21 protein-coding genes and 4 tRNA genes are annotated in these 21897 nt (G+C 65.8%); 15 read left to right on the forward strand and 10 right to left on the reverse strand.

Going from position 1 to position 21897, the window contains the following annotated elements:
- Positions 1 to 10: 10 nt before the first annotated feature.
- Genes pdxJ through nagZ form a run of 3 tightly spaced genes read left to right on the forward strand, consistent with a single transcriptional unit; the run spans position 11 to position 2285 of the window.
- Positions 11 to 793: a pyridoxine 5'-phosphate synthase gene (gene pdxJ, locus AC1DO7_RS10255; RefSeq protein ID WP_441619419.1), complete on the forward strand. Its 783-nt coding sequence runs from the start codon at positions 11 to 13 to the stop codon at positions 791 to 793.
- The gene (acpS, locus tag AC1DO7_RS10260) at positions 790 to 1230 is read left to right on the forward strand and encodes a holo-ACP synthase (RefSeq protein WP_441619421.1); all 441 of its coding nucleotides are present in this window, start codon (positions 790 to 792) and stop codon (positions 1228 to 1230) included. The genes pdxJ and acpS overlap by 4 nt, the downstream gene beginning before the upstream one ends.
- A 5-nt stretch (positions 1231 to 1235) precedes the next feature.
- A complete protein-coding gene (nagZ, locus tag AC1DO7_RS10265) occupies positions 1236 to 2285 on the forward strand; it encodes a beta-N-acetylhexosaminidase (RefSeq protein WP_441619423.1) in 1050 nt (349 codons plus the stop codon).
- Between the two features lie 118 nt (positions 2286 to 2403).
- Here the strand turns inward: nagZ and efp are convergent, their stop codons facing one another.
- Both efp and earP read right to left on the reverse strand, forming a co-directional pair.
- Positions 2404 to 2964 carry an elongation factor P gene (gene efp / locus AC1DO7_RS10270; protein WP_441619425.1) on the reverse strand — a complete coding sequence of 187 codons (561 nt, stop codon included), beginning with the start codon at positions 2962 to 2964 and terminating at the stop codon, positions 2404 to 2406.
- A 191-nt stretch (positions 2965 to 3155) separates the two neighbouring features.
- Positions 3156 to 4358 (reverse strand): elongation factor P maturation arginine rhamnosyltransferase EarP, encoded by a 1203-nt coding sequence (earP, locus tag AC1DO7_RS10275; protein ID WP_477116068.1) that lies wholly within the window; start codon positions 4356 to 4358, stop codon positions 3156 to 3158.
- A 113-nt stretch (positions 4359 to 4471) separates the two neighbouring features.
- On the opposite strand from earP, the gene uvrC reads away from it, so the two are divergent.
- The 5 genes from uvrC to AC1DO7_RS10300 all read left to right on the forward strand — a co-directional run bounded on the left by uvrC (position 4472) and on the right by AC1DO7_RS10300 (position 7793).
- Positions 4472 to 6508: an excinuclease ABC subunit UvrC gene (uvrC, locus tag AC1DO7_RS10280; RefSeq protein ID WP_477116069.1), complete on the forward strand. Its 2037-nt coding sequence runs from the start codon at positions 4472 to 4474 to the stop codon at positions 6506 to 6508.
- Positions 6509 to 6612: 104 nt separating this feature from the next.
- The gene (pgsA, locus tag AC1DO7_RS10285; protein ID WP_441619431.1) at positions 6613 to 7215 is read left to right on the forward strand and encodes a CDP-diacylglycerol--glycerol-3-phosphate 3-phosphatidyltransferase; all 603 of its coding nucleotides are present in this window, start codon (positions 6613 to 6615) and stop codon (positions 7213 to 7215) included.
- A gap of 166 nt (positions 7216 to 7381) precedes the next feature.
- Positions 7382 to 7457 (forward strand) — tRNA-Gly (locus AC1DO7_RS10290).
- A gap of 78 nt (positions 7458 to 7535) precedes the next feature.
- Positions 7536 to 7611, forward strand: a tRNA-Gly gene (locus AC1DO7_RS10295).
- Positions 7612 to 7719: 108 nt separating this feature from the next.
- Positions 7720 to 7793: transfer RNA gene (locus tag AC1DO7_RS10300), tRNA-Cys, on the forward strand.
- A 140-nt stretch (positions 7794 to 7933) separates the two neighbouring features.
- On the opposite strand, the gene AC1DO7_RS10305 is transcribed toward AC1DO7_RS10300, so the two are convergent.
- Both AC1DO7_RS10305 and AC1DO7_RS10310 read right to left on the reverse strand, forming a co-directional pair.
- On the reverse strand, positions 7934 to 8251 hold the full coding sequence (locus tag AC1DO7_RS10305; protein ID WP_441619433.1) for a hypothetical protein: 318 nt from the start codon (positions 8249 to 8251) through the stop codon (positions 7934 to 7936).
- A gap of 784 nt (positions 8252 to 9035) precedes the next feature.
- Positions 9036 to 9224: a hypothetical protein gene (locus tag AC1DO7_RS10310; RefSeq protein WP_441619435.1), complete on the reverse strand. Its 189-nt coding sequence runs from the start codon at positions 9222 to 9224 to the stop codon at positions 9036 to 9038.
- A gap of 50 nt (positions 9225 to 9274) precedes the next feature.
- On the opposite strand from AC1DO7_RS10310, the gene AC1DO7_RS10315 reads away from it, so the two are divergent.
- Together AC1DO7_RS10315 and AC1DO7_RS10320 are read left to right on the forward strand one after the other, a co-directional pair.
- On the forward strand, positions 9275 to 10825 hold the full coding sequence (locus AC1DO7_RS10315) for a methyl-accepting chemotaxis protein (RefSeq protein WP_441619437.1): 1551 nt from the start codon (positions 9275 to 9277) through the stop codon (positions 10823 to 10825).
- A 404-nt stretch (positions 10826 to 11229) separates the two neighbouring features.
- Complete coding sequence (locus AC1DO7_RS10320) at positions 11230 to 12465, forward strand: cation:proton antiporter domain-containing protein (RefSeq protein ID WP_441619439.1); 1236 nt, start codon at positions 11230 to 11232, stop codon at positions 12463 to 12465.
- A 6-nt stretch (positions 12466 to 12471) separates the two neighbouring features.
- Here AC1DO7_RS10320 and AC1DO7_RS10325 read toward each other — a convergent pair whose 3' ends face one another.
- On the reverse strand, positions 12472 to 13401 hold the full coding sequence (locus tag AC1DO7_RS10325; protein WP_441619441.1) for a LysR family transcriptional regulator: 930 nt from the start codon (positions 13399 to 13401) through the stop codon (positions 12472 to 12474).
- A 127-nt stretch (positions 13402 to 13528) separates the two neighbouring features.
- On the opposite strand from AC1DO7_RS10325, the gene AC1DO7_RS10330 reads away from it, so the two are divergent.
- A complete protein-coding gene (locus tag AC1DO7_RS10330) occupies positions 13529 to 14620 on the forward strand; it encodes a YeiH family protein (RefSeq protein ID WP_441619442.1) in 1092 nt (363 codons plus the stop codon).
- A gap of 16 nt (positions 14621 to 14636) precedes the next feature.
- Here AC1DO7_RS10330 and AC1DO7_RS10335 read toward each other — a convergent pair.
- A tRNA-Leu gene (locus AC1DO7_RS10335) sits at positions 14637 to 14723 on the reverse strand.
- A 196-nt stretch (positions 14724 to 14919) separates the two neighbouring features.
- Between AC1DO7_RS10335 and AC1DO7_RS10340 the strand changes: the two genes are divergently transcribed.
- The 3 genes from AC1DO7_RS10340 to AC1DO7_RS10350 all read left to right on the forward strand — a co-directional run bounded on the left by AC1DO7_RS10340 (position 14920) and on the right by AC1DO7_RS10350 (position 16409).
- Entirely contained in the window at positions 14920 to 15270 is a 351-nt protein-coding gene (locus AC1DO7_RS10340; protein ID WP_477116070.1) for a hypothetical protein, read from the forward strand.
- A gap of 281 nt (positions 15271 to 15551) precedes the next feature.
- Positions 15552 to 15815: a hypothetical protein gene (locus AC1DO7_RS10345; protein WP_441619445.1), complete on the forward strand. Its 264-nt coding sequence runs from the start codon at positions 15552 to 15554 to the stop codon at positions 15813 to 15815.
- A gap of 183 nt (positions 15816 to 15998) precedes the next feature.
- Complete coding sequence (locus AC1DO7_RS10350) at positions 15999 to 16409, forward strand: heme-binding protein (RefSeq protein WP_441619447.1); 411 nt, start codon at positions 15999 to 16001, stop codon at positions 16407 to 16409.
- Positions 16410 to 16632: 223 nt separating this feature from the next.
- Here AC1DO7_RS10350 and AC1DO7_RS10355 read toward each other — a convergent pair whose 3' ends face one another.
- The 4 genes from AC1DO7_RS10355 to AC1DO7_RS10370 form a co-directional block, all read right to left on the reverse strand.
- Positions 16633 to 16962: a hemin uptake protein HemP gene (locus AC1DO7_RS10355; RefSeq protein WP_441619448.1), complete on the reverse strand. Its 330-nt coding sequence runs from the start codon at positions 16960 to 16962 to the stop codon at positions 16633 to 16635.
- Between the two features lie 260 nt (positions 16963 to 17222).
- Entirely contained in the window at positions 17223 to 17636 is a 414-nt protein-coding gene (locus AC1DO7_RS10360; RefSeq protein ID WP_441619450.1) for an ExbD/TolR family protein, read from the reverse strand.
- 29 nt (positions 17637 to 17665) lie between these two features.
- Positions 17666 to 18400, reverse strand: coding sequence for a MotA/TolQ/ExbB proton channel family protein (locus tag AC1DO7_RS10365; protein ID WP_441619451.1), 735 nt, complete (start codon positions 18398 to 18400; stop codon positions 17666 to 17668).
- Between the two features lie 29 nt (positions 18401 to 18429).
- Positions 18430 to 19086, reverse strand: coding sequence for an energy transducer TonB (locus tag AC1DO7_RS10370; protein WP_441619453.1), 657 nt, complete (start codon positions 19084 to 19086; stop codon positions 18430 to 18432).
- 499 nt (positions 19087 to 19585) lie between these two features.
- Between AC1DO7_RS10370 and AC1DO7_RS10375 the strand changes: the two genes are divergently transcribed.
- The gene (locus AC1DO7_RS10375; RefSeq protein WP_441619454.1) at positions 19586 to 21886 is read left to right on the forward strand and encodes an AAA family ATPase; all 2301 of its coding nucleotides are present in this window, start codon (positions 19586 to 19588) and stop codon (positions 21884 to 21886) included.
- Positions 21887 to 21897: the final 11 nt, after the last annotated feature.

Here is a 21897-nt window from a genome sequence, read left to right on the forward strand (position 1 = left end):
GTCCGTCCGCATGATTTTCCACGCGCATCCCGGCGTCATCGACCTTGGCGTCAACATCGACCACGTGGCCACGCTGCGCAACGCGCGCGGCACGGTCTATCCCGATCCCATCCAGGCCGCGCTGCAGGCCGAGCAGGCCGGCGCCGACCTGATCACGCTGCACCTGCGCGAAGACCGTCGCCATATCCGCGATGCCGACGTGCACGCGCTGCGCCCGCTACTGGCCACGCGCATGAACCTGGAGTGCGCGATCACCCAGGAGATGCTCGACATCGCCTGCGCGATCCGGCCGCAGGATGTCTGCCTCGTGCCCGAGCGGCGCGAGGAGGTCACCACCGAGGGCGGGCTCGATGTGGCGGGGCGCTTCGAGCAGGTCAAGGCAGCCTGCCGCCAACTGGCCGACGCGGGCATCCGCGTGTCGCTGTTCATCGATGCGCAGGCCGAGCAGATCGAAGCGGCCGCCGCTTGCGGCGCGCCGGTGGTGGAGTTGCACACCGGGCGCTATGCCGATGCGCACACGCCGGCCGAGCAGGCCACGGAACTGCAGCGTGTGGCCGAAGGCGTCGATACCGGCGTGCGGCTTGGCCTGGTGGTCAATGCCGGCCACGGCCTGCACTACACCAACGTGCAGCCGGTCGCCGCCATGCACGGCATCAAGGAACTCAATATCGGCCACGCCATCGTCGCGCATGCGGTCTTCGTCGGCTGGCAGAACGCCGTGCGCGAGATGAAGGCCATCATGGTCGCTGCGCGCCTCGGCACCACCTATCCGCGCCCGGACGCAGCAGCGTGATCTACGGCATCGGCACCGACATCATCCAGATCAACCGCGTGCAAGGCGTGATGGAGCGCACGCGCGGGCGCTTTGCCGAGAAGGTGCTCGGGCCGCAGGAACTGCAGAAATACCATGCGCGCCGCGCGCGTTCGGAGAAGCGCGGCCTCGCCTTCCTGTCCACGCGCTTTGCCGCCAAGGAGGCCTTTTCCAAGGCCATCGGGCTGGGCATGCGCTGGCCGATGACGTGGCGCGCGATGGAGCTGCTGAACCTGCCGTCCGGCGAGCCGTATCCGCACTGCCATGGCGAACTGGATGCCTGGCTGCGGGAACGCGGCGTGACGGTGCGGGTCAGTGTCAGCGACGAACACGAATACGCGGTCGCCTTTGCGATCGCAGAGCTTGGTGGCGCCGGCGCTCCCGGCGCGCTGCCGCTCGCTTCCCAGCCTAGCGAATAATCCCAATGATCAAGAAGATTTCCGGCAAGCGGCCGGGCCCCGTCGTACTCGATGTCAAGGGCAAGCACCTCGATGCCGAAGACACCCGCCGCATCTCCCATCCGCTCACCGGCGGCGTGATCCTGTTCGCGCGCAACTTCGAGTCGCGTGCGCAGCTGCAGGCGCTGACGCATGAGATCCGTGCCGTGCGCGAGGACGTGCTGATCTGCATCGATCACGAAGGCGGCCGCGTGCAGCGCGCCAGGACCGACGGCTTCACGCACCTGCCGGCCATGGGTCGCCTGGGCGAGCTGTGGGACCGCGACGTGCTTGCCGCGACCAAGGCTGCCGTGCATTGCGGCTACGTGCTGGCGGCCGAGTTGCGCGCTTGCGATATCGACCTGAGCTTCACGCCGGTGCTGGACCTGGACTATGGCCGCAGCGCCGTGATCGGCGACCGGGCCTTCCACGCCGATCCGCGCGTGGTGACCATGCTGGCCAACCACCTGACCCACGGCCTGCTGCTCGCCGGCATGGCGAACTGTGGCAAGCATTTCCCCGGCCACGGCTTTGTCGCCGCGGACTCGCACGTGGCGGTGCCGGTGGACGAGCGCAGCCTCGACGAGATCCTCGCGCAGGATGCGCGTCCCTACGAGTGGATGGGCATGACGCTGTCGTCGGTGATGCCGGCGCACGTCATCTATCCGAAGGTCGATCCGAACCCGGCGGGCTTCTCGCGCTACTGGCTGCAGGACGTGCTGCGGACCCAGCTTGGTTTCGAGGGCGTCATCTTCAGCGATGACCTGAGCATGGAGGGCGCCAGCGTTGCGGGCACGGTCACCGAGGCCGCGCGCGCGGCACTCGCTGCCGGTTGCGATATGGTGCTGATCTGCAATCATCCGGAGCGCGCCGACCAGTTGCTCAACGAACTCGACGTCGATGCCGGCAAGGCGTCGCAGCGCCGTATCCGCAAGCTGTTTGGCCGCCGCAAGCCACTGCCGTGGAACAAGCTGATGCAGGATCCCGACTACGCCGTCGCCGTGCGCGAGCTGAAAGGGCACGGCCTGATCGCGTGACGACCCGCAAGCCGCGGGCGGGTAGCCGCGCTGCGGTGCGGGGAAACAAAAAGGGCAGCCGAGGCTGCCCTTTTTTGCCGTTGCGCTGCCCGCGAGGGCAGCGGCGAACCAGCTGCGCTTAGTTTGCGCGGCTGCGGTATTCGCCGGTACGGGTGTCGATTTCGATCTTGTCGCCGATGTTGCAGAACAGCGGCACTTGCAGCTCGAAGCCGGTGTTGATCTTGGCGCCCTTGAGCACCTTGCCCGACGAGGTGTCGCCCTTGACGGCCGGTTCCGTGTAGATGATCTCGCGCACCAGCGTGGTGGGCATTTCCACCGAGATGGCCTTGTCGTTGTAGAACACCACTTCGACGTTCATGCCGTCTTCGAGGTAGTTCAGCGAGTCGCCCATGCTGTCCTGCTCGACTTCGTACTGGTTGAATTCGGTGTCCATGAACACGTACATCGGGTCGGCGAAGTACGAGTAGGTGCATTCGCGGCGATCCAGCATCACGACTTCGAACTTGTCGTCGGCCTTGAAGACGGACTCGCCCGGGGCTTCGGTCAGCAGATTCTTGTACTTCATCTTGACCACGGCGGAGTTGCGGCCCGACTTGTTGTACTCGGCCTTCTGCACGACCATCGGGTCGGTGCCGATCATGAATACGTTGCCGACGCGGAGTTCTTGTGCGGTTTTCATCTGAACTGTTTTCCTGAAAAAATTGTCTCGGAATTCGGTGTGGCGAAGGCGCGCTGCCAGCGCACGGCGGTGGCCGTGCGCACGCGGCCCGTCCAGTACGCCCAGGTTCCGCTGCCGATGCGGTGGCGGGTGCCACTGTCATCTTCTGCGCGTTCCCCCGTTTTCCGGCCGGTCGCCATCAAATCAACCGATTATTTTACCTGATTTTCGCAGAAGCCCACGAGATTTGCCGCCAGATCGCCGAGGTGCTGCAGGCTGCGCTGCCATTGCTCGGTCGCCTCGCGCAGCACCGGCAAATGCAGGCGAAATGCTGGCCAGTCGAGTGAATCGCCAGGCGCATTCCATGCGCGCCAGAACGCCGCGAACGCCGCTGCCGCCGCCCCGTTGCCGGCACGCTCGAGCCGTTGCGTGAAGAGGTCGAGAAAGGCATTCAGCTTGACCAGGTGCGCCGCGTCTTCCTGCGGGTAGATATGCCAGACCAGCGGTTGGCCCGCCCATTGCGCGCGGACAAAGGAATCCTCGCCGCGCACGAAGTTGACATCGCACAGCCACAGGAGCTCGTCGTAGTGCTCCTGGCGCACAAACGGCACCACGTGGGCCGTCAGGTTGCCGGTGGAAAAGGTGTCGCCCGGCCTGGCACCGGGCGTGCCGAACCAGGCGCTCGCCTGCTCGGCGGCGAGGCCGGCCGGCACCAGGCACTGCACCGGCTCCGCGCCGTCGCGCCACTGCGCCAGCAACGACGGCAGGGCCGCGTTGGGGTAGGCGAACAGGCTGACCTTGAGCGCGCCGTCGATGGGGCGCGTGCCAAGCCGGTGCCACAGCGCGGCCTGGGCGGCAGGCGCGGCGCGCAGATGCTCGCGCTGCGTGCCAAGCATGGACTCGCGCAACAGCCCGCCGGTGCCGGGCTCGAAGCCCGGGAAGAAAAAATACTTCACCAGCGGCAGGCGCGGATGGGGCGAGCTCATGCGATGGTGCTCCCGCACCCATGTCTCGGCGCTCAGGTATTCGAGGTTGATCCAGGCCGGCCTGGGCATGCGCGCAGCCATGGCGCCAAGAAATGTCGCCGGCAGGTCGCATGCGAACGATTCGAYCACCGCGTCGTGCGGCACGACGCCGGCGAAGCGCGCGGCGCTGTCCTGCCCGCTCTCCTGGTCGRGCCGCCGCCATGGGCGGATCGTCACGCCGGCCAGTTCCTGCTGTCCGGCGTTCACGTCGAGGCCCGGCGCCAGCCGCGCGAAGCTATGCAGGTCGTCCACCCACAGCCGCACGGCGTGGCCGTGCTCCTGCGCAAGCTGGCGCGCCAGCCGCCAGCAGACACCGATATCGCCGAAGTTGTCGATGACGGTGCAGAAGATGTCCCATGAGCGGACGGTGCGGTCGGGGCGGGTGGTCATGGCGGCGTGAGGCGACAAGGAATTGCTCTAAACTTGCGATTTTAGAGCCTGTCGCGCCGTCGCCTGCCGGCCGTGCGCTGACCGGCCGCTTCCACACGGTCGATTCCCACCCGATGTCCCTGCCGGAACCCGAAATCCAGAATCCAGGCACGCCCGCCCCGGCGGCTGCCGAGCCCGGCCACGCGGCCGCGCCCGAGCCACAGTTCGATCCCAAGGCGGCGATCGCGCAGCTGCCCGGCCTGCCGGGGGTCTATCGCTACTTCGATGCGCAGGGCAATGTGCTCTACGTCGGCAAGGCGCGCGACCTGAAGAAGCGTGTCTCGAGCTACTTCAACAAGAACCTGCCGTCGCCGCGCATCGCCCTGATGGTGGCCAAGATCGTGCGCATCGAGACCACCGTGGTGCGCACCGAGGCCGAGGCGCTGCTGCTGGAAAACAATCTGATCAAGGCACTGGCGCCGCGCTACAACATCCTGTTCCGCGACGACAAATCCTATCCCTTCGTCAAGCTGACCAGCCACCGCTTTCCGCGCATGGCCTACTACCGCGGCGCGACGGATCGCAAGCACCAGTACTTCGGGCCGTTCCCGAGCGCGCATGCGGTGCGCGAGAGCATGCAGATCCTGCAGCGCGTGTTCCAGTTGCGCACCTGCGAGGACACTGTCTTCACCAACCGCACGCGGCCCTGCCTGCTGCACCAGATCCACCGCTGCACCGCGCCCTGCGTCAACGCCATCAGCGAGCAAGACTATGCGCGTGACGTCAGCAATGCGGCGCGCTTCCTGCAGGGCCGCCAGAGCGAGGTGCTGGAAGGCCTGCAGGCCAAGATGGAAGAGCATGCCGGGCGGCTCGAGTTCGAGCAGGCGGCGGCGGTGCGCGACCAGATCGGTGCGCTGTCCACGGTGCTCAAGCGCCAGGCGGTGGAGGAAGTCGGCCAGGCCAGCGATATCGATGTGCTGGCGGTAGCCGTGGAAGGCGGCCGTGCCTGCGTCAACCTGGCGATGGTGCGCGGTGGCCGGCATCTCGGCGACAAGGCCTATTTCCCTGCGCACGTGGAAGAAGGCGCGATGATCGTCGAGGATGAGGACGCCGAGGCCGGTGCCGGCAGCGAGGCAGGCGCCGAGGCCCCCGCAGGCATCGCGGCGGAGCGCATCGCCGCCGAAGTGTTGTCTGCCTTCATGGCCCAGCATTACCTCGACCAGGCCGTGCCGCCGATCCTGGTAGTGAGCCACCTGCCGCCGGACAGGGCGCTGCTGCAGGCCCTGTCGATGCAGGCCGGGCGCAAGGTCACGCTGGTGCGCCAGCCGCAGGGGCAGCGCCGCGCCTGGCTCGAGATGGCGCAGCAGGGCGCCGCCCTGGCGCTGTCGCGCCGGCTTGCCGAGCAGGGCAGCCAGCAAGCCCGCACGCGCGCGCTGGCCGAGACCATCGCTCTCGACATGGAAGACCTGGCGCTGCTGCGCGTGGAGTGCTTCGACATCAGCCATACCGCCGGCGAAGCCACGCAGGCATCCTGCGTGGTGTTCCATCATCACGAGATGCAGAACGCGGAATATCGCCGCTACAACATCCAGGACATCACGCCGGGCGACGACTATGCCGCCATGCGCCAGGTGCTTACGCGCCGCTACCAGAAACTGGTGGAGATGCTGGAGCAGGCGCGCGAGGCCGGTGTCGATGGCGGCCAGGGCGATGCCGCCGGTGCGCTGGTGCCCAGCGTGGTGCTGATCGACGGCGGCAAGGGCCAGGTCGAAGTGGCGCGCCAGGTGTTCGAGGAGCTTGGTCTCGATATCGGCCTGCTGGTCGGCGTTGCCAAGGGCGAGGGCCGCAAGGTCGGGCTGGAGACGCTGGTGTTCGCCGACGGACGGCCGTCGCTGGAACTGGGGCAGGGCAGCGCGGCGCTGATGCTGGTCGCGCAGATACGCGACGAGGCGCACCGCTTCGCCATTACCGGCATGCGCGCGCGCCGCGCCAAGGCGCGCACCACCTCGCGGCTGGAGGAGATCGAAGGCGTCGGGGCGCGTCGCAGGCAGAAGSTGCTGACCCGCTTCGGCGGCTTGCGCGGGGTCATGGCAGCCAGCATCGACGAGATCGCGAGTGTCGACGGCATCTCGCATGCGCTGGCCGAGGAAATCTACCGCCAGCTGCATTGATTCGGACCCGCGCGCGCCGCGCGCGGCGCGAAATGCTCGGCTGGCGTTGAAATAGGCGACAATCGCGGAGTTACCCATCGCCGTTGTCTCGTTTCGAGCCCCCAATGCCGCTGAATATTCCGATCTTGCTGACCTGGCTCCGCGTTGCCATGATTCCTCTCGTGGTGGGGGTGTACTACCTGCCCGAGGCGTGGCTCCCGATGCACGCCAAGAACATGACGGCCGCCGGTTTCTTCATCGTGGCGGCGGTCACCGACTGGCTGGACGGCTTCCTTGCCCGGCGCTGGAACCAGACTTCGTCATTCGGCGCCTTCCTCGACCCGGTGGCCGACAAGCTGATGGTGGCGGCGGCACTGCTCTCGCTGCTGGCGCTGGGCCGCGTCGCCGACCTGATCGCACTGGTGATCATCGGCCGCGAGATCACCATTTCGGCCCTGCGCGAATGGATGGCGCAGATCGGCGCTTCCAAGAGCGTGGCCGTCAATTTCCTCGGCAAGCTCAAGACGACTTTCCAGATGATCGCCATCCCCTTGCTGTTGTTCAATGACAGCCTGCTCGGCATCGTCGACGCCTCGGTGCTCGGTACGTGGATGATCTATGTGGCCGCCGTGCTGACGCTGTGGTCGATGTTCTATTACATGAAGCTCGCCTGGCCGCAGATCCGGGAGCGTAGCCGGCTGGGCGGAGAAGCCACCGCACAAAAATAATGGCTCGGTGAAAAATATGCTTGACGAGGGTGTTCCGGTTTGCAATAATCCTGTTCTCGCTTCTGACGAAACAAACCGAACGAAGCGAAATGCAGCAAGAACGCATCGAGATGGCAGCAATATCGGGTCAGAAGTTGCGTTTTAGCTCAGAAGTCAGCAGGAACATGCGGGAGTAGCTCAGTTGGTAGAGCGCAACCTTGCCAAGGTTGAGGTCGCGAGTTCGAGACTCGTCTCCCGCTCCAGTTTTTGCCAGATTCGATGGTGACGGCCGATGCCGTGTATTATCCGGGTCGACTTTTAGTAGTTATGCGGTATGTAATGCGGGAGTAGCTCAGTTGGTAGAGCGCAACCTTGCCAAGGTTGAGGTCGCGAGTTCGAGACTCGTCTCCCGCTCCAAATCCCAAAGGGAAGCGCCGCTTCCCTTTTTGTTTGTGATGATGGTGCGCAAGGCGCGGCCCCGGCAGGGTCGGGCGATTGCGGCTACAATCCAGCAGCAAGTCACCCGGCGGGGTGGCAGAGTGGTCATGCAGCGGCCTGCAAAGCCGTGTACGCCGGTTCGATTCCGACCCCCGCCTCCAGGATTCAAGCAAAAAGCGCCACCCTAGCCGGTGGCGCTTTTTGCTTTCCGGCGCCGGTGTTGTGCGCAATGCCGGCCATCCTTGCTTGCCATGTCCGCCATGTCCTCCACATCCCCGATATGCATCAGGGCAGGACGCGATTACCAGCGCAAGCCTGTCCCCATGGACCCGGTCTCCACGATCACGTATTGCATGCGTTCCTTGTAAGTGGCCTCCACGCGGTAGTCTGCGGGCGGCAGCTTGAATAGGCAGCGCGGGCCTGTCGCCGGGATGGATGCCAGCACCCTGCCATGCCGGCGCAGTCGTACATCCACGTCCGTCGCGGATACGCCATTCGGGCCCTCGGTAAAGACCACGCCGAGGTTGTACTGCTCCTCCAGGCGCGTCAACTGCTCGTTCTCCTCGCTATCCGAGCCACCGCAGATATAGGTGACACCGCCCACCGTTCGCGGTGTCATCGGTTGCGATCTCGTCGCCATCAATGGCGGGCGTGGCATCGTCGGGGCAGGCGTATCCGCAACGGCGGCCGCAGGCGGTGATTGCGGGGCCTCGGCCTGTGCCTGGGCTGGTTCCGCCGGCGGAAGTGCAGCCCGGGGGATGGCCAGTGGCGGAGCAAACACCTCGGCCGGAGCAGTAATCGATTGCGGCCGCGACGGCGAGGTCTCGGACTGCACGGCTACGGGAGCCACCTCCACCTGTGTTCCCGGTTTGATCGAGGCATCCGCTTGCGCGGTAGCCACGGCTGGCATCTCGGCCGGGGCTTGAGCTTGGGTCTGAGCTTGGGTCTGGGCTTGGGCGCCGAGCGCAAGTCCAAGTGCCAACGCAGTAAGGCTGAAGCGCGCGACGGACACTGGGCGGAGGGTGAGTGAGATCGACATGGCGTTCCTCAGTGGTCGGGTCCAGTAAGACTAAGCAAGCGCCGACGGGCAGGCTATCCACCAGAAGTTTCACGGATTTGTGGCGTGGCGCACCGTACCGGACCTTCGACATGCATGCAGTCAGCCTCATGACTGATGGTGGTGGGCGTATCCGGGTGGATGAAGTCAGGGCGCGGACGCGCCCGATCGTGGTCGCGCCCTCCCGCAAGCGCGGGCGCGGTCCTTGCCGCCGCGGGTGGGGGCAGTCTCGGCCATTCCTGAATCGACCCCTGCCCGGGGCGTCGGGGTCCTGCTGCCGCGGGGTGATCTGTTTTCTATCTTCGTCAAAAAATCGGATTACTCCTATCTTTGTCGTTCAATTTCACTATTTATCCATAAAACCCTTCAGTGCTTTTCTCTCCTTGCCGTAAAGGCAGGAGGAGCCATTCAAAAGACGGCTCACCAAATCCGGAGATGTCGGAAGCGCGCTTTGCAAGCAGAAGTCCTGGGCCTGCGGGAACGGGTGGGGCGGCACGCGCCGCGCCTGCGCACGCTCGCGGGTGTTCCCTTTCATTGTCCATCTGGAGGATCGGCGTTCGCGCCTGCGGCGCCGGAATATGCGCCATGAATATCACTCAACGCCTGCTCGCCACCTTGTCGCTGCTCCTGTTCGCCATGCTCGCCGTAGGGCTCGACGGCATCTGGCAATTGCGCTCGGCGCAGGAGCGGTTTTCCTATTTCAATGACAACACCCTGGCCAGCGTGCGCACGCTGAGCGACCTTCGGGACACCGTCAGCAGCATGCGGCTCGCTACCTATCTCTATCCCTTGTCGCCAACCGACGCGGGCCGCGCAGAGGCGCTCGCGGCGCTGGCGGCGGCCGACAAGAGCTTCGATGAGAAGCTCGCCTACTATCAGCGCAGCATCCTGTCCGGTGACGCCGATCGCAAACTGCTCGAGGCGGACCGTGCCGCGGCCAAACGCTACCGCGCCGAGCGCGAGCGCTTCCTGGAGCGGTTCGCTGCCGGCGATAGCGCGACTGCGCTAGGCATGCTGATGGGCGGCTCGCTGTACGACGCGGCGGTGGAGCTGCGCGCCGCCATCAACGAACACGTTGCCTACAACGCCGGCCTGGGCGAGGAGGTGGTCGCGCGCAATGGCGCTGCCTACGAGGCGGCGCTGAAGATGTTCTCGGTCATCATCGCCCTTGCCTTCGCGACCTGCGTGGCGATGGGTTATTCGCTCTATCGGCGCATCCATGGCAGCCTGGCCGAGATCGAAGAAACCCTGCGCTATGTCAGCGATTCGCTTGATCTCGACCGCCGGGCCCTGGTGCGGCACAAGGATGAGATCGGGCGTACCGCGGTGGCTTTCAACCATYTGATCGAGCGGGTCGCATCGGCGCTGCGCGCGGTGCGCATGTCGACCGACTCGGTCAGCACGGCCGCACAGCAGATTGCGGCCGGCAACGCGGATTTGTCCTCGCGCACCGAGCAACAGGCCGCTTCGCTGGAGCAGTCCGCAGCCAGCATGGAGCAGCTGACCGCGACCGTGCGACAGAACGCCGACAACGCGCGCCAGGCCAGCGGGCTGGCGGATAACGCCGCAGACGTCGCGGAGCATGGCGCCACGGCGGTGCAGCAGATGGTGGACACCATGGGTGCCATCAGCACCAGTTCCGCCCGCATTGCCGAGATCACGAACTTGATCGAAGGCATTGCCTTCCAGACCAATATCCTGGCGCTCAATGCCGCGGTGGAGGCGGCGCGTGCCGGCGAACAGGGGCGGGGCTTCGCGGTGGTGGCCGGCGAGGTGCGTAGCCTGGCCCAGCGTTCTTCGAGCGCCGCGAGGGAAATCAAGGATCTCATCGATACCTCGGTGGACACCGTGCGCAAGGGCTCGTCGCAGGCCGAGGACGCCGGCAGGACCATGACGGATCTGCGCCAGGCCGTGCGGCGCGTATCGGACATCATCAGCGAAATCGCCGCCGCTTCGCGGGAGCAGAGCACGGGTATCGAGCAGGTCAACCAGGCGGTCGGGCAGATGGACGAGGTGACGCAACAGAACGCGGCACTGGTGGAAGAGGCCGCAGCGGCCGCGCAATCGCTTGAAGAGCAGTCGCACAGGCTGCGCGATACGGTGGCGACTTTCCGGCTGTCGCCAGCGGCTGCCTAGCCGCGGCCGGCCCGTCCCGTGCATGGCCGCTGCGCGCGGCCAGATCCGCATCACAGTGCCAGCCTCGGCGCTTATAGGGGCACATTGCCTGGCGATTCCGCGCTTTGACGCGCGGATGATCGTGTTACATTGCATGTCGTAGTCTTCACAGGGCGTTCAGGGGCTATCCGACCTGGAGCGCGCGCCCATGTCGTCCGCATGGACCGCGCCGCGTTGCGCCCGAGGGCTGCTGCAAGACTTCCGTTCCCGTTCTCCCCGATCAGCGTGGTATCTCCCTGGCCCTCCCGGCGTCGCACGCCGCGGTGCGCGGGGATGCCTTGTGGTCCCCGGCATTTGCACCGTGCGGGGGCGGGCGGGCCGTCCAGTCAATGCCTTCCCGGCACCCCACGAGGAATCCACAACGCATGCATCACGCTACCCCGCTTATCAGCACGATCGTCGGCGGCCTTGTCCTGGCATTCATCCTGGGTGCGCTGGCCAACCGGCTCAGGCTGCCCCCGCTGATCGGCTACCTGTGCGCGGGCATCGTGGTAGGGCCGCATACGCCGGGCTACACCGCGGACCAGGCGCTGGCGCCGGAGTTGGCGGAACTGGGCGTGATCCTGCTGATGTTCGGCGTTGGCCTGCATTTCTCGCTCAAGGACCTGATGGCGGTGAAGAAGATCGCCATCCCGGGCGCGGTGGTGCAGATCGCCATTGCCACGGTGCTCGGCATGTGCGTGGCGTGGGGCTTCGGCTGGGAGTGGGGGCCGGGCCTGGTGTTCGGCCTCGCGCTGTCGGTGGCCAGCACGGTGGTGCTGCTCAAGGCCTTGCAGGAGCGCGACCTGGTCGAGTCGCCGCAGGGGCGCATCGCCGTTGGCTGGCTGATCGTGGAAGACCTCGCGATGGTGCTGACGCTGGTGCTGCTGCCGGCGGTCGCCGGCTTGCTCGCGCCGGCGGGGGAGGGCGCGGATGCGGCGGCCGCGCCGGGATCCGGCGAGATCCTGTTCACGGTGTTCTCCACGCTGGGCAAGGTCGCGGCCTTCGTCGCGGTGATGCTGGTGGTCGGCCGCCGCTTTATTCCGTGGATGCTGGAGCGCATCGTCTGGACCGGCAGCCGCGAATTGTTCCGGCTCGCGGTGCTGGCCACGGCGCTGGGCGTGGCGTTCGGCGCCTACTCACTGTTCGGCGTGTCGTTCGCGCTGGGCGCGTTCTTTGCCGGCATGGTGCTGGCCGAATCGGAGTTCAGCCATCGCGCGGCGGAGGAGTCCCTGCCGCTGCGCGATGCATTCGCGGTACTGTTCTTCGTGTCGGTGGGCATGCTGTTCAATCCCATGGTACTGATCACGGATCCGTGGGGCGTGCTGGCCACGCTGTTTATCATCGTGGTGGGCAAGTCGGTGGCAGCGCTGTGCATCGTGCGCGTGTTCGGGCATTCCACGCGCACCGGCATGACCATTGCGGTCAGCCTGGCCCAGATCGGCGAGTTCTCCTTCATTCTCGCCGGCCTCGGCGTCTACCTGAAGATCTTGCCGGAGCGCGGCCAGGCGCTGATCCTGGCCGGCGCGCTGCTGTCCATCGTGCTCAATCCGCTGCTGTTCCACCTGCTCGACCGCTACAACGCGAAACAGCAGAGCGAAGCCGATCCGCAGCCGGCCTGAGCACGTCTATGCTGCGCCGTCCTGTTCCGCGCGGGCCTGTTCCGCGGCCGCGTCGCGGCGCAGATACTCGGTGAAGGCAAGCAGGCCCTGCGTAGGGTACTTGTCCTGGTGGACCACGAGCTGCAGCGGCCTCACCACATCGGGCAGGCCTTCGCGCAGCGCTACCAGCGTGCCGCGCCGCAGTTCGTCTTCCACCACCTGCAGCGACAGGCAGCTCACGCCGTAGCCGCTCATCACGGCGCGCTTGATGGCTTCGGTATTGCCGAGTTCCAGCGCAAAGCGCAATTCGCCAAGCAGTGGCGCCAGCCGCTGCTCGATGACCTCGCGCGTGCCCGAGCCGGGTTCGCGGACTACCCAGTCGGCGTCGCGCAAGGCGGCCAGGTCGCCGGGCCTGCCGGCCAGCGGATGCGCAGGGCCTACCACCACCACCATGACATCGTCGCGCCAGTGCGCGCTGCGCAGGTCGCGTTCGTGGCAGGTGCCTTCGATCAGGCCGATATCCGCTTCGAAGTGCAGTAGCGCTTGCAGCACGTCGCGCGTATTGCCGATGCGCATGTCCAGCGTGCACGGGCCGCTCTGCGCGTGGCGAAAGCCAGCCAGCAGGGCGGGCAGGATATAGCTGCCGATGGTGTTGCTGGCGGCGATGCGCAGCTGCACGCCGGGCTGGACGGTGAAGCGCTCCAGCTCATGCGCCTGGTCGAGCAACGACAGTGCGCGCGGGAAGAACATCCGGCCGGTTTCATTGATGCTGAGCCGGCGCGCGACGCGATCGAAGAGCGCGCCGCCCAGCGCGGTTTCCAGGTCCGCCAGCGCGGCGCTCACGGCCGACTGGGACATGGCCAGTGCTTCCGCCGCCGCCACCGTGCTGCCGTGCTGCGCTACGGCGACAAAGACGGAAAGCTGGCGCAGGGTGAGGCGGAGCGGGCGCTGGTTCATATCTGAAATTCAGGTAAGGTAAAACGATATTACCTGTTTTACAGGTTTAGGGCGGCTCAGTACTCTGAGGTCATCTTCCAATACGTCCCGAAGCCGCCTTGCTGCAGGGATAAATAGCGAGCCTGCCATGTCTTCCGCACCCTCGACCGTAGCTGCCAATCTCGGCGCCGAGCCGCCTTCATGGGCTGCCAGGTTACTGACACTGCTCCCGCTAGGCTTCATTGCCTGGCTGGCGATGGTCTTCTCGGCGCATCCCGCGGTCTCGCACCTGGGCATGAGCGCGCTGACGCTGGCGATGTTTGCCGGCATGATCGCGGGCAATACCTTGCCGCAGCGCTGGCTGACGCCGCTGGCGCCCGGCATGCAGCTGGCCCGCCAGCAGTTGCTGCGCCTCGGCGTGGCGCTGTACGGGCTGCGGCTGACTTTCGGCGCCATCGTCGATCTGGGCGCGGCCGGCGTGCTGGTGCCGCTGGCCATGCTCGTGGCGACGCTGCTGGTCGGCGTCTGGATCGGCACTTCCCTGCTGGGCCTGAGCCGGCGCGAGGCGATCCTGGTGAGCGCGGGCAGTGCGGTATGCGGCGCTGCCGCGGCCATCGCGGTGGCTTCCGTGGTGCGCACCGATGACCGGCAGACCGCGGTGGCAGTCGCCACCGTCGTACTGTTCGGCACGGCCGGCATGCTGCTCTATCCCTATCTGTTCGAACTGGCCACGCAGCACTGGCACTGGGCCATCAGCGAGCGCACGTTCGGCATCTACACGGGGGCAACGCTGCACGAGGTGGCGCAGGTCATCGCATCGGGCAAGATGGTCAGCGACGCCACCGCGGACGCCGCGGTGGTGGCGAAGATGGTGCGGGTGCTGGCGCTCGGGCCGTTGCTGCTGGTGCTGGCATTGTGGCCGAAGGCGCATGCCGAAGGCGCAGACGAGGCCGCGCACGGTGCACGCCCCTGGCGCGCGATCCTGAAGGCCGTGCCGTGGTTCGCAGTCGGGTTTGTGGCGGTCATGGCCGTGCATTCCGCCGGCATGGTGCCGCAGGACTGGAAGCCCGCGCTGCTGGCCTTCGACAACTGGCTGCTTGCCTGCGCGATGCTGGCGATCGGACTGCACACGCGCATCGGAACCTTGCTGCGCGCAGGACGCAAGCCGCTGGCGCTGGCTGGCGCACTGTTCGTGTTCCTGGTGTTGGGCGGTGCGCTACTTTGCGGCGCGGTGGCCTGAGCGGATGGAATGCTGCTGGTGCGGCCGACGGGGGTCGAACCCGTAAGCCCGGAAGGGCGGCAGATTTTAAGTCTGCTGAGTCTACCAATTTCTCCACGGCCGCACGGCAAGCCCGGTATTGTGTTCGGTTGGGCGCGGTGATGCAAGCTCCGCGCTACGCAACCGCAAGCCGGGGCGGCCATGTGTATATGTGGCGCTTGTTACGCCTCGTAACAATGTAGAACCCCCGGTTTCACCTGGAATTCGGGTAGCCCCTACAATACGGCTTATCGAATAACGACTTGCAAGAGGCAAGGATCATGAAACGTTGGCTGCTCGCAGGACTTGCATTGCTGGGGGTGATGGCATCGGGTGCGGYAATGGCGCATGTCAGCGTCGGCGTGGCGGTCGGTGTTCCCGGCGTGGTGGTTGGCGGCCCGGCGTACTATCCGCCGCCCGCGTACATTGCAGCACCTCCGGTGATGGTAGCTCCCGCGCCGGTCTACTATGGTCCGCCGCCGGTCGTGGTGCGTCCGGCCCCGGTCTACTACGGCCCCGGCTATTACGGCCCGCGCTACTATGGTCGCGGCTATTACGGTCGCGGCTACTACGGTCGCGGCGACTATGGCCCGCCGGGACACTGGCGCCACGAGCATCGCCACTGGCGATAAGCATGAACGATCTGTCTTGCGCGGATCGTAAAAAAGGGCCCCGCGGGGCCCTTTGATTTTTCCGGCGCATCCCGGAAAAGCACTGCCGACGCGGCAAAACGCTGGTGGTTCCCGCGCTGGTAGTGGGGTCAAATTATTTGAATAGTTTCATCAAACGGTTGGCTGGATCTTTATTAGGGTTTTCACCTACACTGCCTGTGTTGCACTGCGATGAAATGATTCCGCAAAGTTGTTCTCGTCCAGTGCCGCTCCAGCACACTACTACCCAAAAGGATCCGACCATGAAGATCAAGAACAGCCTGGTGGCGATCGTAGCACTGACCGCGCTTTCCGCACTCTCCGCTTCCGCATTCGCCGCTGGCATCGCCAAGGCCGACCCCTACACCGACGGCGCCAAGATGGGCAAGGTTGACCCGTTCACCGATGGCGCCAAGATGGGCAAGGTTGACCCGTTCACCGATGGCGCCAAGATGGGCAAGGTTGACCCGTACACCGACGGCGCCAAGGTTGGCGATCGCCGCGACCAGTTCACCGACGGAGCCTGACAAGCTCTGGCAGCGTTGCGCACGGCAGCGCTGCAGTCAGCAAAAGGCCCGCCTCGCGCGGGCTTTTTGCTTTCCTGGGTTCATGGCGGCCACAGGCAGTGTGCCGTGGTCATGCCAATGTCCGGGGCGCTATACTTCCGGCTCATTGAACTGAATTACCGAACCGATTTCGAGGAGAGTGGTATGCAGCAAAAAACCGTGCTGACGGCAGACGATGTGAAAAAGGTGCTGGCCGCAGCAGAGGTCGAGGCCAAGAATCACCACTGGGCGGTGTCGATCGCCATCGTGGATGATGGTGGCCACCTGCTGGCCCTGCTGCGCCTGGACGGCGCCGCGCCGATCTCGAGCTACCTCGCCACCGAGAAGGCGCGCACGGCGTCGCTGGGCCGCCGCGAGTCGAAGGTCTACGAAGACATGATCAACAACGGCCGTCACTCGTTCATGACCGCGCCGATGCTGCAAGGCATGCTCGAAGGTGGCGTGCCCATCATCGTCAATGAGCAGGTGGTGGGCGCCGTCGGCGTGTCGGGCGTGAAGTCGACCGAAGACGCGCAGATCGCGCGCACCGGCATCGCCGCCCTGGTGGGCGTCTGAGGCTTGCCCCCAAGGCTGTAGAAGCACCTGCCGGCGGGGAGCCCCGCTCACTGCCGGCGGCACTGGCGCCAACCGCGCCGGATCGCTGTCTTGCCTGCCGTGCCGCGGCCGTTGCCGGCCGTGCGCACTGCCTGCGGGTTCCCGCGGGCGTTTCTCCCGACGCAGTCCCTTCCTTCCCTTCCTTGTGGCATGCGCTGCCGCGGCGACCGCGCGGCAGGGGGACTTACTTCGTCAGGATCAGCTTGCCGTAGCGCGTGATGCGCAGCGTGTAGACCTCGCCGTTGTGCAGGATCGGCAGCAGGTTATTGCCGCGCATCAGCGTTTCCAGCGGCACCGCATCGCTCGCCGGCGCGGCGGGCAGGCTGTCGCGCACAAGGGCTTCGAGGCGCGCGGGCAGGGCGGCCACGGCGGACTTCATCGATTCGATTGCCGCGCTGGCCGTGGTCTCGCGCCGCGCTTGCGCGGGCTTGCCAGGGGCGACCTCGATCCGGCGCAGGGACAGGCGGCGACGGGTGACTGCGGGTTGCGACAGCGGCAGGGTCAGAGTGCTCATCGGTAGGCTCCGGTCCGGTGGTCTGTGGTGGCGAAGCGGGCTGCGCGCCATCACGACCGGGTTCAAGTTGGTCTAATCTTAAATGAGAACCGTTATCATTACAATAGCGTTTTTCAATGGCCCGATGCAAAAACCTGGCGCTGTCTGCGGCGTGCGACAAGGCCCTGCAAGAGAGCAGGGGAGAGGGCGACGAAAGGCATCACGCCAAATAAAAAAGGGCACTCCGTGGAGTGCCCTTTTCGCTGCTTGCTTCAACCGGCTCAGTGCTTGGGCTCGGTGATGAAGCCAATCTTGCCCAGCCCGCCGTGCTGCGCGGCAGCCATGACTTCGGCCACGCGTTCGTAGCGGACGTCGCGGTCGGCGCGCAGGTGCAGTTCAGGCTGCGGCTGCTGCTGGGCCGCCTCCGAGATGTTGGCGTCGAGCGCTGCCTCGTCCACCTCGACCTGGTTCCAGAACACCTTGCCGGCCGCATCGATCGACAGGTTGATGCTCTGCGGCTTGGGATCGTTGGGCGTGTTGGTTGCGCGCGGCAGGTCGATCTTGACCGCGTGGTTGATCACGGGAATGGTGATGATGAAGATGATCAGCAACACCAGCATGACGTCGACCAGCGGCGTCATGTTGATCTCGCTCATCACCTCGTCATCGTCTCCGTCGAGGGTACCGAATGCCATGATGACTTCCTTCTTGCCTTGCTGCGGCCTTACTGGTTCTTGACGGCGAGGCGCATGCCGGCATCGTCGGTGGCGCCACGGGAATTGCTCGGGCGCACGCGGGCGCCGGTCACGAAGTATGCGTGCAGGTCGTGGGCAAAGCGATTCAGCTTGGAGATCACGCCCTTGTTGCCGCGGCTCAGCGCGTTATAGCCCAGCACTGCCGGGATCGCCACGGCCAGGCCGAACGCGGTCATGATCAGCGATTCGCCCACCGGGCCGGCCACCTTGTCGATGGTYGGCACGCCGGAGGCGCCGATATTGATCAGTGCATGGTAGATGCCCCAGACGGTGCCGAACAGGCCGACGAACGGCGCGGTCGAGCCGACCGATGCCAGCACTGCCAGGCCGGACTGCATGCGCGCGACGGCGTCGTCGATGGCGCTCTTGAGCGAGCGGGTCAGCCAGTCGGAAATGTCCATCACGTCATGCAGCTGGGGCTGGCTGGCGCGGTGGTGCTGGGTGGCTTCCTTGCCGGTCACGGCGAGCGTGCGGAACGGGTTGGCATCGTTGCCGCCGAGCGTCTCGAGGGCATGGTCGAAATCGTCGGAATGCCAGAAGCGCTTCTCCGCGCCGTGGGCCATCTTCTTCAGGCGGACAAGATCCCATGCCTTGGTGAGGATGACGATCCACGAAGCCAGCGACATGATGAGCAGAATGATGGCGGTGGCGCGCATGACGAAATCGCCTTGCGTCCAGAGATGCGAAAGTCCTAGGTCCTGCATGATGGTTCCTGGTGAGGTCGGTATTGAAATCAGTTGAGTTCGAAGCCGATCGGCTGCTGGGCGGTGACCGCCACGGCGCGACCGTTATCCATGTATGGCTTGCAGCGCATGCGCTGGACCGCATCCACGGCGGCCTGGTCCAGGCGTGAGGACCCGCTCGAGCTGACGATCGCGGTCTTTACCACCTTGCCGCTCTCATCCGTGGTCAGGCGGACAACGGCCTTGCCGGTTTCGCCCATGCGACGCGATTGCGACGGATAAGCCGGTTGCGGCGGCGTGCACTGGATTTCACCGATGCCGACGGCGCGCGGCGCGGACGACACGGGAGCGGCCGGCTCAGGCGCAGGTGCCGGCGGCGCAGGCGGCGCGGGCGGTGCCGGCGGCGCTTCCACGGCGTTTGGCGTGGGCGGCAGCGACGGTACCGGCAGCGGCGTGGGCCTGGGCTGCGGCGGCGTGGGCTTGGGCGTAGTGACCTTGACCTGCTTGGGCGGGGTTTCCGGCTTTGGCTTGGGCGTCTCGACCGCAGGCTTCTGCGGTGGTTCGAGCGGGATGATGCGGGCGACGATTTCGGGGGAGATCACGGCTTCCGTGATCTTGCGCCCCAGCCCGCTCTGGATCAGGTAAAGCAGGCCGACGTGGAACAACAGGACGGCTAGCGTGATCTTGAGAAAACGTTGATCGAACATGTGAAAACAGCAGATGTCGGCGGTCTGGCGCGGCGCCGGCTTTATTAGCGATAGGGCCTATTTGCGATAGAACAGGATCAGCGAGATGCCACAACCGACCAGCAAGCTAAGCAGCAATTCCATGATAAACGCTCCTTCAACAGGGTATGCCGGTGGGAGCGCCGCTCTAGGGGCAGCGTGTCAGGCCATCAGTATAAACGATAATGATTCTTATTTGTTGGCATTCTGCGCAATGCGGCCTTTCGTGGAGGCGAGATCATTTCGTGCTCGCCCTCCGCGGTCTTGCGGCGGCCGGCTTCTTTCGTTCGCGCAGCCGTCTTTATACGCCGATTTTGCTTTTGCTTTCCACTCCCGCAACCGATGGCCAGGCAAAATTCGCGGCCCTTACGGCACAGGGTTGCCGGCAATGCCCGATCTGCCACAAAGCGCGCTAGCATAGGAAAAAAGAAGAGCAATTCGTCGCGCCCCGACGGCGCTCCCCGTGCGAGAGGATCAGGCCATGGACTTCACCCGTTTCGCCGATGATGACCGCTCGACGCTCCTGCGTGCCGCTGCCGGCTCGCCGTGCACTTCCGCGCTCGACTGGATGTGCGCCCAGTTCGCCCTGCGCGTGGTGTGCGCGCTGGGGCCGCGTTTCAACCTGCGCAGCAATATCAACGACATCCTGACCGTCAGCGCACAGGACATGGTGTGGCCCTACGGCGTGGTGTTGCGCGTGCAGCGCTTCCTGGCCGCGCGCTGCGCCGACATGCCCGCCTGGAAGGGCGCCGCGCGCCTGACGCCGGAGGAATTCCTGGAGCGGCACGGCCAATGGAACAGCGCCTTCGACGAGAGCGCGCTGTTCTACTACCTCGACGAATACGTCAAGCACCACGCCAAGGACATGTTCGCCGTGTTCGACGTCTCCGCGGCCGCGCTGGCTACGCGCCTGGACGGCGAGCGTGTGCTGCTGGTGCGCAATATCGACATGCTCAGCCACGTGCTGGACTTGCCGGAGCATGAGCGCAAGCTGCTCTTGTACGCCGCGCTGGCCAAGTACAAGCGCGACCTGCGCGCCGTGATGGTGGACTGCAAGGTGGCGCATAGCCAGGAGGCCTTCCAGATCCTGGCCGGGCTGACCGGCGCCAGCCCGGCAGCGGTGGCCGCCTCGCTGCGGCCCGGCTCGCGCCTGGAGACGCTCAACCTGATCGAGCAGCCGCTGCCCGAGAACAGCGTGACCGACCTCGGCGACCTGATGCGCCTGTCCGACCGCCTGCTGCACGTGCTGCTGGGCAACTACGCCAACGAGGCGGAGATGATGGCTGTGTTCACGCGGCCTGCCGCGGCGCCCACGCTGGGCACCGGCGACTATCCGCACGTCGAGACCGATGCGCGCTATCTCTCGGCGCTGCTGTCCAACGCCACCAGCCAGCACGCCTGCGGGGTCAACGTGCTGATCTACGGCCCGCCCGGCACCGGCAAGACCGAGTTCGCCAGGCTATTGGCGCGCGAAGCAGGCTGCGAGCTGTACGAAGTGGATTGCCTYGACCGCGACGGCAACAGCCTCTCGGGCAAGGACCGCTATCGCTCGCTGCAGGTGTCGCAGGCCTTCCTGCGCGGCCGCCCGCGCACGGCGCTGCTGTTCGACGAGGTGGAGGACGTGTTTCCCGGCAGCGCGCGCGAGCTGACCAGCCTGTTCGGGCAGGAAGATCCACGCGGCTCGGTGAACGGCAAGGCGTGGGTCAACCAGACGCTGGAGCAGAATCCGGTGCCGGTGATCTGGATATCCAACTCGATACGGCAGATCGACCCGGCCTACCTGCGCCGCTTCCAGTTCCACCTGGAGCTGAAGATCCCGCCGCCACTGGTGCGCGAGAACATCATCCGCAAGCACCTCGGCGCGCTCGACGTGAGCGATGCCTTTATCGCCTCTCTGGCCGCGCGCAAGACGCTGACCCCGGCACAGGTGCAATCGGCTGCGCGCTTCGTGCAGCTTGCCCGGCCGGGCGTGGCCGAGCCGGTGGAGGCGCTCATCCTGCGCCAGCTCGACCATGCCGACCGTGCCATGGGCCTGCGCCCGGAGGCGGAGGTGCGTCCGGTGGTCACGCACTATCGCCTCGACTATCTCAACCTCGAGACGCGCTACGAGGTGGGGAAGATCGTGCAGGCGCTCAAGGCGCGCCAGCGCGGCACGTTGTGCTTCTACGGGCCGCCCGGCACCGGCAAGACGGCGCTGGCGGAGCATATCGCTACGGCGCTGGAGCAGCCGCTGATGATCCGCCGCGCCTCTGACCTGATGAGCAAATACGTGGGCGAGACCGAGCAGCAGATCGCCGCCATGTTCGCGCGTGCCGAGGAAGACGGCGCGGTGCTGCTGCTCGACGAAGCCGACAGCTTCATGCAGAGCCGCCAGAACGCCGTGCGCAACTACGAGGTCTCCGAAGTCAATGAGATGCTGCAGGGCATGGAGCGCTTCAACGGCATCTTCGTCTGCACCACCAACCTGTTCGAGCGCATCGACGAAGCCGCGCTGCGGCGTTTCTCGTTCAAGATCCGCTTCCTGCCACTCAAGCCGGATCAGCGCGCGGCGATGTTCGTGGAGGAAGCGCTGGACGGCGATGCCGAACGGCTTGACAGCACCATGCGCGAGGAACTGGCCCGCATGGATTGCCTGACGCCGGGCGACTTCGCCACCGTCAAGCGGCAATGCGGCTTGCTGGGCGAGTCGCTGACGCCAGACGAATTCCTGGCGCAACTGCGCCAGGAACATGCGGTCAAGCCCGACGTGCGGCAGCGGCGGCCGCTGGGCTTTCTCCAGTAGCGGGGCGGGCA

This window comes from Cupriavidus sp. 05N40 (assembly GCF_056397305.1).